This is a genomic window from Streptomyces vulcanius (genome assembly GCF_042653945.1).
Lineage (GTDB): Bacteria > Actinomycetota > Actinomycetes > Streptomycetales > Streptomycetaceae > Streptomyces > Streptomyces mangrovi.
In genome coordinates this window covers 1-5,895 of the sequence record NZ_JBHSFK010000094.1, presented here as the reverse complement: position 1 = coordinate 5,895, position 5,895 = coordinate 1, and the positions used below count along the sequence as shown (strand labels likewise).

Below are 5,895 nucleotides of genomic sequence, written 5' to 3'. Positions count from 1 at the left end.
CGAACTCGAGGTGCTCGATGTCGGTGAAGCGGACCTCTTCCAGGCTGCCGGCGCGGCGGCCGCCGTCCTGGAAGTACACCTCCTTGAGTGCTTCAGCGGCGAGTTCCTGGAGACGCTGCTCGGCGGCGCCCTGCTCCTGGGCTTCGAAGAGGCGAGCCGCGTACTGCGGGGGCAGGGCGACGGTCAGGTGCCGGATGCGGTCCTGGTCCGTCGACCCGATCGGCGCGGTGTAGCCGAGCCGGGCGCGGGTGTCGATGACGATGCCGCCGGTGGTCGCCGCCTTCTCGCGGGCCTTCGCCCGGATCTGCGGCTGCCAGCGGGCCTTCACCTCGCGCTCCAGGCGCGCGGCGAGGTCCGGGCGGGGCTTCTTGATCTGGTCCTTCACGTACCGCTCGACGGTGCGCTGGGAGATCCGCAGCATCTGGGCGACCGCCTTGGTGCCCTTGAGCTGCTTGACCAGGTACCGCATCTGCGCGCCCGCGCTCTTGGGCGCCGGGCGGGTGAACGCCTTCTGTACCGCGGCGTCCAGGCCGTCCCCGAACACGCTCATGCCTGCCTACTCCCCAATGTCGACGTCGGTGACGGTGCCGTCCTTGATGTACCGGGCGAGGTTGAGCTCCGGTGCGTTGAACTGCTCGCGGACGCCGTCGCCCCACAGCACCTCCTGGGTGCCCTCCCACTTGACCAGGCCCGGGTTGATGCCGAGCTTGAAGCCGCCCGGCAGCGGCTTGCCGTCCTTGTAGGGCAGGAAGTCCAGCGGGCTCTCGCCGTCGGCCGCGTACACGACGCAGTCGGAGAGGATCGCCACCGGGTACTGCCCGGTGAACGCCGCGTGCTTAACGATTTTCCGGTGGAGGTTGATCCGCGTGCGGGAGATGACTGCCGCGCGGATGTCCGGCCGCCATGTCGGGCGGAACAGGTCCACCACCACTGGCAGCGCATTGGCGTGCTGGGAGAGCCGCACCTGCCGCAATGACATCGCGCCGGACACCCCGAGCGCCACCAACGACACGACCAACGCCGCGATCTCCATCGGCCCCCTGCCCTCGCCTCCCAGCGCGACAGCGGGCACACCAGATCATGCGGGAGAACGCCGGCTGTTTCACTTTCGACGCCAGCTGAGGGCTGTCTCGTGCGAAGTCACAACAGGCGAGTACAGGACGGCATAGTCACGGCCGAAGCGGTTGGCCTCCGCTGCAGACCCGGTGAGACGGAGCAGCGCTTCGAGATAGTGATCGAGCTCGAGCCGTGATCCGCTCTTGGTCAGCAGCCGTTCGTGCTGGGCGATCTCGGTGCGGCCGTCGAACACCACGAGCTCGGAGGCGTGCAGCAAGACCCGGACTTGGCGGCCGATGAACCGGGTCGGGACCGAGTAACGGTTGGTGCCGACGGTGATCTGTTCTCTGAACTTCGTCTCGTCACCTGAGCTGTTGATCGACTGTGACCGGGCATCCAGTTGTCGCCGCTTGTCAGGTCGAGCGCTCAGTCTGTAACGCCCTCGAGTGGAAGGTGGTCTCGGTAGTACTCCGACTCCAGCCACTCCTCCTTCACGAAGAGCGGACGTGTGAGCCGCGCTTCCCCGACCCGCTGTTCACGCAGAAGAATCCCGAGATCGGTCAGGGCAAGCGACGCGTCAGAGGTGAATAGGACCCAGTTCCCATGTTCCGCGGCGTGGTCCAGAAGGAACTGTTGGCCTTGTCCTGGATGGCTCCCTGCCAGTGGGAAGCCGGCTAGGAAGACCTGCGGACCGACGACTGCATCGAGCGCGATGCATGCGAGTTTGCCCTCGTCGTAGAACGCTTTCACCCCGCCAGCAAAGTCCTCCTGGCCGTACTCGCCCCCAACCCGTGCCTGCGGCGCGGGGACGAGCAGCGCCTCTGCAACCTCGACCGGAGACATTCCGAAACGCAGCGGCCCCACCCCGACATCGGGCTGTAGCTCCCAGCGTTCCCGTTCCCCATCTGCGCTCATCAATCCACCCCTAGCTTTGATCGTCCCGTATCTGTATACGTTGATCCTGCGCTCCGCAGAACCGGGGCTGGGAGGTCAACGGAGCCGACACCGGAGCGGCGATCGATCTGTGCGAGTTTGTCATTCGCGCCGGCCAGACTCGTCTGGAGTCCTTCAACTTCGCCGAACCAGCCCTCACGTTCGGCTTCGGCGATGCGTGCGATGAGGTTGTCGCGGATCTCCTCGATGCGATGGCGTTGGTCGGAGTCCGGCCAATGCATCGAACATCGCAGGCAGGCGTGTTCATGAATACAAGGGGTTGAGAACGCCCGGCCGCACAGCCCAGTGGCGACCTTGCGCCGTTCGAAGTGGCCGAGGAACTCCTGCCATTCGGCGTCGGTCGGCGTGCGGTACTCCTCGCTGGGCCGCAGGGATCTGCGTCGGGCGAGAAAGGCCAGGTGGGACTTGATCGTCTCCTCCGGATAGACCGCCTTGTAGCCGATGGTCACGGCTATGTCCTGGTGTCCGGCGATGACTTGGGCGATGTGCGGCGGCAGCCCGTTGAGGATCGCGTCGGTGATGAAGATCCGGCGGAAGTCGTGCGGTGTGTAGTGCAGCGGGGTTCCGTCGGCCTGGTCGATCAGACCCGTGCGGGCCAGGGCCTCATCCAGCAGCGAACTGACCCGCTCGCGGGCGATCCGCTGCGGTTCGGTGTCGACGCGGCGCTGGAACAGCAGCGGGGCCGGCGGCATCCACAGCAGCTCGTGGTAGTCCCGGGCCCGGACCAGCGGGACCGCGCCGTCGGCGTTGCGGATCCGGCAGATGATCGCGCTCAGGACGTCGGCCAGTTCGGGGCTGACGACCAGCAGCCGCTCGGTGTCAGTCTTGGACGGGGCAATCTGCAGCAGCGGGACGATCTCGCCGGTGGTCGGAAGCCGGTATTGGACCAGGCTGTGGTGGCTGAGTTCCAGCATCTCCTCGGCGCGGACGCCGGTCAGCCGCAAAACCTCGATGATCGCCCAAGCCCAGAAGGCGTTGTCCTCCTCGCGGTTGAGCAGGCGCCGCTGGCCGGTGGCTGGGCCCTCGGCCCAGATGTTGGCCGGCTTCGCGTGCGGGCGCCGGATCCGGGTCAGGGATTGGCCGACGGCGGTAAACTTCTGTCCGGGTTCTGCCTGCCGTCCGGCGGCGAGCAGGGCCTCGGAGTCCCGGCGCTGCTGGTCGGCGGAGCGGACGAGGATCGGCAGCACTGGGAGCCGTTCCCTGGTGCGGGCATCCATCCGGGCCTTGCGCCGCCGGGTGGTCTTGCGCCGGCTCAGATCCTGCTGGCTGACCGGGCAGGGCGCGACCCACGAGCCCCAGCGGCCCGGCTCCTCCAGCGCCCATTGGGCCAGATCGAGGTAAAACGCGCGGACGCCGGCCAAGATGTCCTGATAGCTGAGCCGTTCGACGACGGACTCGACCCGTTCGCTATTGGTCGTGGTGGTCGTGGGCCTGGTGCGCAGACGCTGCTTCCAGGCCGCGGCGACGTCGGCGGGCAGGCGCAGCGAGTCGATGCCTGGGTGGTGCAGTTCAAGGTCCTGCCAGAAGCACTTGACCAGCTGGTAGGTCTGGCCGCGCAGCGTTCCGTAGTCGAGGGCGGGCTGGCGTTCCTTGAGATACTCCACCAGCAGGTCGCGGATCGGACGGCAGGCGACCGGGTAGCTGTCGACGAGGTCCTCGACGGGGCGTTGTCCGATGCTGCGGATCTCGCGCAGGGTCGGGACGCCGGCGCCGAAGACGCCGGTCTCGCGCAGCGCCCGGAAAGTCGCAGAGCCCGAGCGGCGTTGTCCGCGCAGTTCGGCCTCGACTTCCAGCACCTCCAGCAGGTCGCCGACGACGATGTCGACCACCGTTCCGCCCTTGGCGGCGATGATGACCGCGGTGCGGAACAACGCGGCGCGGCGAGCCATGTCGCTGATCCCATCGTCGGCCCGACAGAAGTCGTCCAGCCGGGCGAAGCCGTCGGCGTCGCGGGCGCGGATCATGTTCCTGGCGAGCTTGCGCTTCTTGCCGCCGGTCAGTAGCCAGGCCAGCGAGGGACGGACCACGTCGGCGCCGATCATGACGACCAGGGAGCTGGTCATGGTCTCCAACCGGGTGCGGGAGAGCTTGCCGTGCTGCTCCAGCCACTGTGCCGGGCCATCGGCCCACTGCTCTCCGGCTGCGTCCGCGCCGCTGGCGTGCCAGCGCTGGTGCCAAGTATCGCCAGGCTGCTCAGCCAGCCAGTCGAGCATCAGCATCAAGCCGCGCCGACGGAAGTCGTGGTTGCGGGGATCCTCCTGCCGCGGCGTCGCCTCGATCCACATGCGCAGCACCTCCTCGCGGCCCTTCACCGCGGCCGGCCAGTGCGCCGCCGAATGCCGCGGGGGGAACTTCTCAGCCTGCTGTTCGGCCGACAGGTGCGGCCTGGAGACCACGGGCGGGGCGGCCAGCCGCCCGGCGGTGATCACGCCAGACCCTTGCCGAACAGCACGTCCATCGTCTCCGGCCGGTAGCCCGGCGCCGGGGTCGGCGCAATGCGCTCAGCCGCCTGCCGGGTCTGCTCGGCGTGATGCGCCAGGACCCGGCGGATCACGTCCTCGGCCCGGGGCGTCAGATAGAGCTGGGTCGTGGTGAGCTGCGCGTGTCCCAGGACCAGCTGCACGTCATGCAGCGGCAGTGCCGGATCCTCGGCCATCCGGAACGCCGCGGTGTGGCGCAGCGCGTGCAACGTCGCCGAGGTTCCCGCCAGCTGGTTCACGCGCTCGAACATGCGATGCACCGCGTGATAGGTCAGCGGTCGGACCGGGCGCCGCAGCGTCCACCACAGCGGCAGCTGACGGCCCTTCGGAACCAGCTCGCCCATCTGGACCTGGTAGAGCCGCAACCAGACGAACGCGTCAGTCGACGCCGGAAGCTCTTGAACAGCACCGGTGCCTTTGCGGACCACCGATATCAGCTGCCGCCCAGGGGCGACACCGCCCTGCAGCGTCGACAACAACTCCGAGGCCCGGGCCCCGGTGGACACGTAGAACGCGACCAGCGCCCGGTCCCGGTGCGAGGGAAGCCGGGCGAAGACCTCGTTGAACTCCTCGTCCGGGATGCTGCGCGGGACCCGCTTGGGCACCCGGGGCCGGTAGAGGCCGGTCCGCTCCTTACGGTGCGGCTCCATCGGATTGTGGTGAGCGTTCGCCCGGCCGCTGCGGCGTGAGCGGTCCAGCGGGAACGGGTTGACCAGGACCGGCCCCTCGGCGATGTCCAGGTGGAAGGCATAGAAGCAGCGCAGCACCGTCTCGTTGTGCGCCCGCACCGAGGCCGCGTATGGCTTCCCGGGACTCGGCGACGGTTCTGACGGCTGGCCAGTCCGCCAGTGTGGACGCACCGGTTGCCCGGCGATCAGCAGCCAACGGCAAAAATCCCGGGCCTCCAGTCGCGTAGCCCGGTCCCACGGCACGTCGATCGCCCACAAGAAGCGGAACCAGCGCAGGAGGTCCATCCCGTAGGAGCGGACCGTCGACTCGGTGCGGCCGGCCGCCTGCAGATCACGGAAGTAGTCGGTCACCGCCTGGACGCCGACACCGGCCGGATCGATCAGACGATAGGGCTCCCACCGGCTTCCGGTAGCCAGCAGCGATCCGACACTGGGAACCACCAGCGTCGCCAGATCCAGATGCTCTTCCTCGTCTCCGACCATGAGCAGGGAACGTAGAACACGGGGACGGTATCTGTCCCCTGAACTGCGAAGTCTCTGCTCGTAGTTCAGTCAACAGAAGGGAGAACCGGTCGACCCGTGGGGTGAACTAGGGTCCGTCTTCAAAGATCATCGAATGGTGGATCATGATGAGGTGATACGCCGTCATGAACTCACTGACCAGGAGTGGGAGTTACTCGCTCCCCTCATACCGCGGGCTGCGACGGGGCGGCCGC

4 protein-coding genes and 2 pseudogenes are annotated in these 5,895 nt (G+C 67.8%); all 6 read right to left on the bottom strand.

What is annotated here, in order from left to right; translation table 11 throughout:
• The coding region (tpg, locus tag ACFPIH_RS55925; protein WP_381187953.1) for a telomere-protecting terminal protein Tpg at positions 1–550 on the bottom strand (550 nt) is incomplete at its 3' end.
• A 6-nt stretch (positions 551–556) separates the two neighbouring features.
• Positions 557–919 (bottom strand): annotated as a pseudogene (locus ACFPIH_RS55920) (telomere-associated protein Tap); the annotation flags it as partial.
• Between the two features lie 297 nt (positions 920–1,216).
• Positions 1,217–1,396, bottom strand: a pseudogene (locus ACFPIH_RS56600) (Mu transposase domain-containing protein); the annotation flags it as partial.
• An 86-nt stretch (positions 1,397–1,482) separates the two neighbouring features.
• A complete protein-coding gene (locus tag ACFPIH_RS55910; RefSeq protein ID WP_381187956.1) occupies positions 1,483–1,971 on the bottom strand; it encodes a hypothetical protein in 489 nt (162 codons plus the stop codon).
• Positions 1,971–4,439, bottom strand: coding sequence for a tyrosine-type recombinase/integrase (locus tag ACFPIH_RS55905; protein ID WP_381187958.1), 2,469 nt, complete (start codon positions 4,437–4,439; stop codon positions 1,971–1,973). Before ACFPIH_RS55905 ends, ACFPIH_RS55910 begins: the two co-directional genes overlap by 1 nt.
• Positions 4,436–5,662 carry a tyrosine-type recombinase/integrase gene (locus ACFPIH_RS55900; RefSeq protein WP_381187961.1) on the bottom strand — a complete coding sequence of 409 codons (1,227 nt, stop codon included), beginning with the start codon at positions 5,660–5,662 and terminating at the stop codon, positions 4,436–4,438. The genes ACFPIH_RS55905 and ACFPIH_RS55900 overlap by 4 nt, the downstream gene beginning before the upstream one ends.
• Positions 5,663–5,895: the final 233 nt, after the last annotated feature.

Excerpts from the sequence above, each read along its gene's own strand:
- ACFPIH_RS55900 (WP_381187961.1), bottom strand. The coding sequence starts at position 5,662 with ATGGTCGGAGACGAGGAAGAGCATCTGGATCTGGCGACGCTGGTGGTT.
- ACFPIH_RS55910 (WP_381187956.1), bottom strand. The coding sequence starts at position 1,971 with ATGAGCGCAGATGGGGAACGGGAACGCTGGGAGCTACAGCCCGATGTC.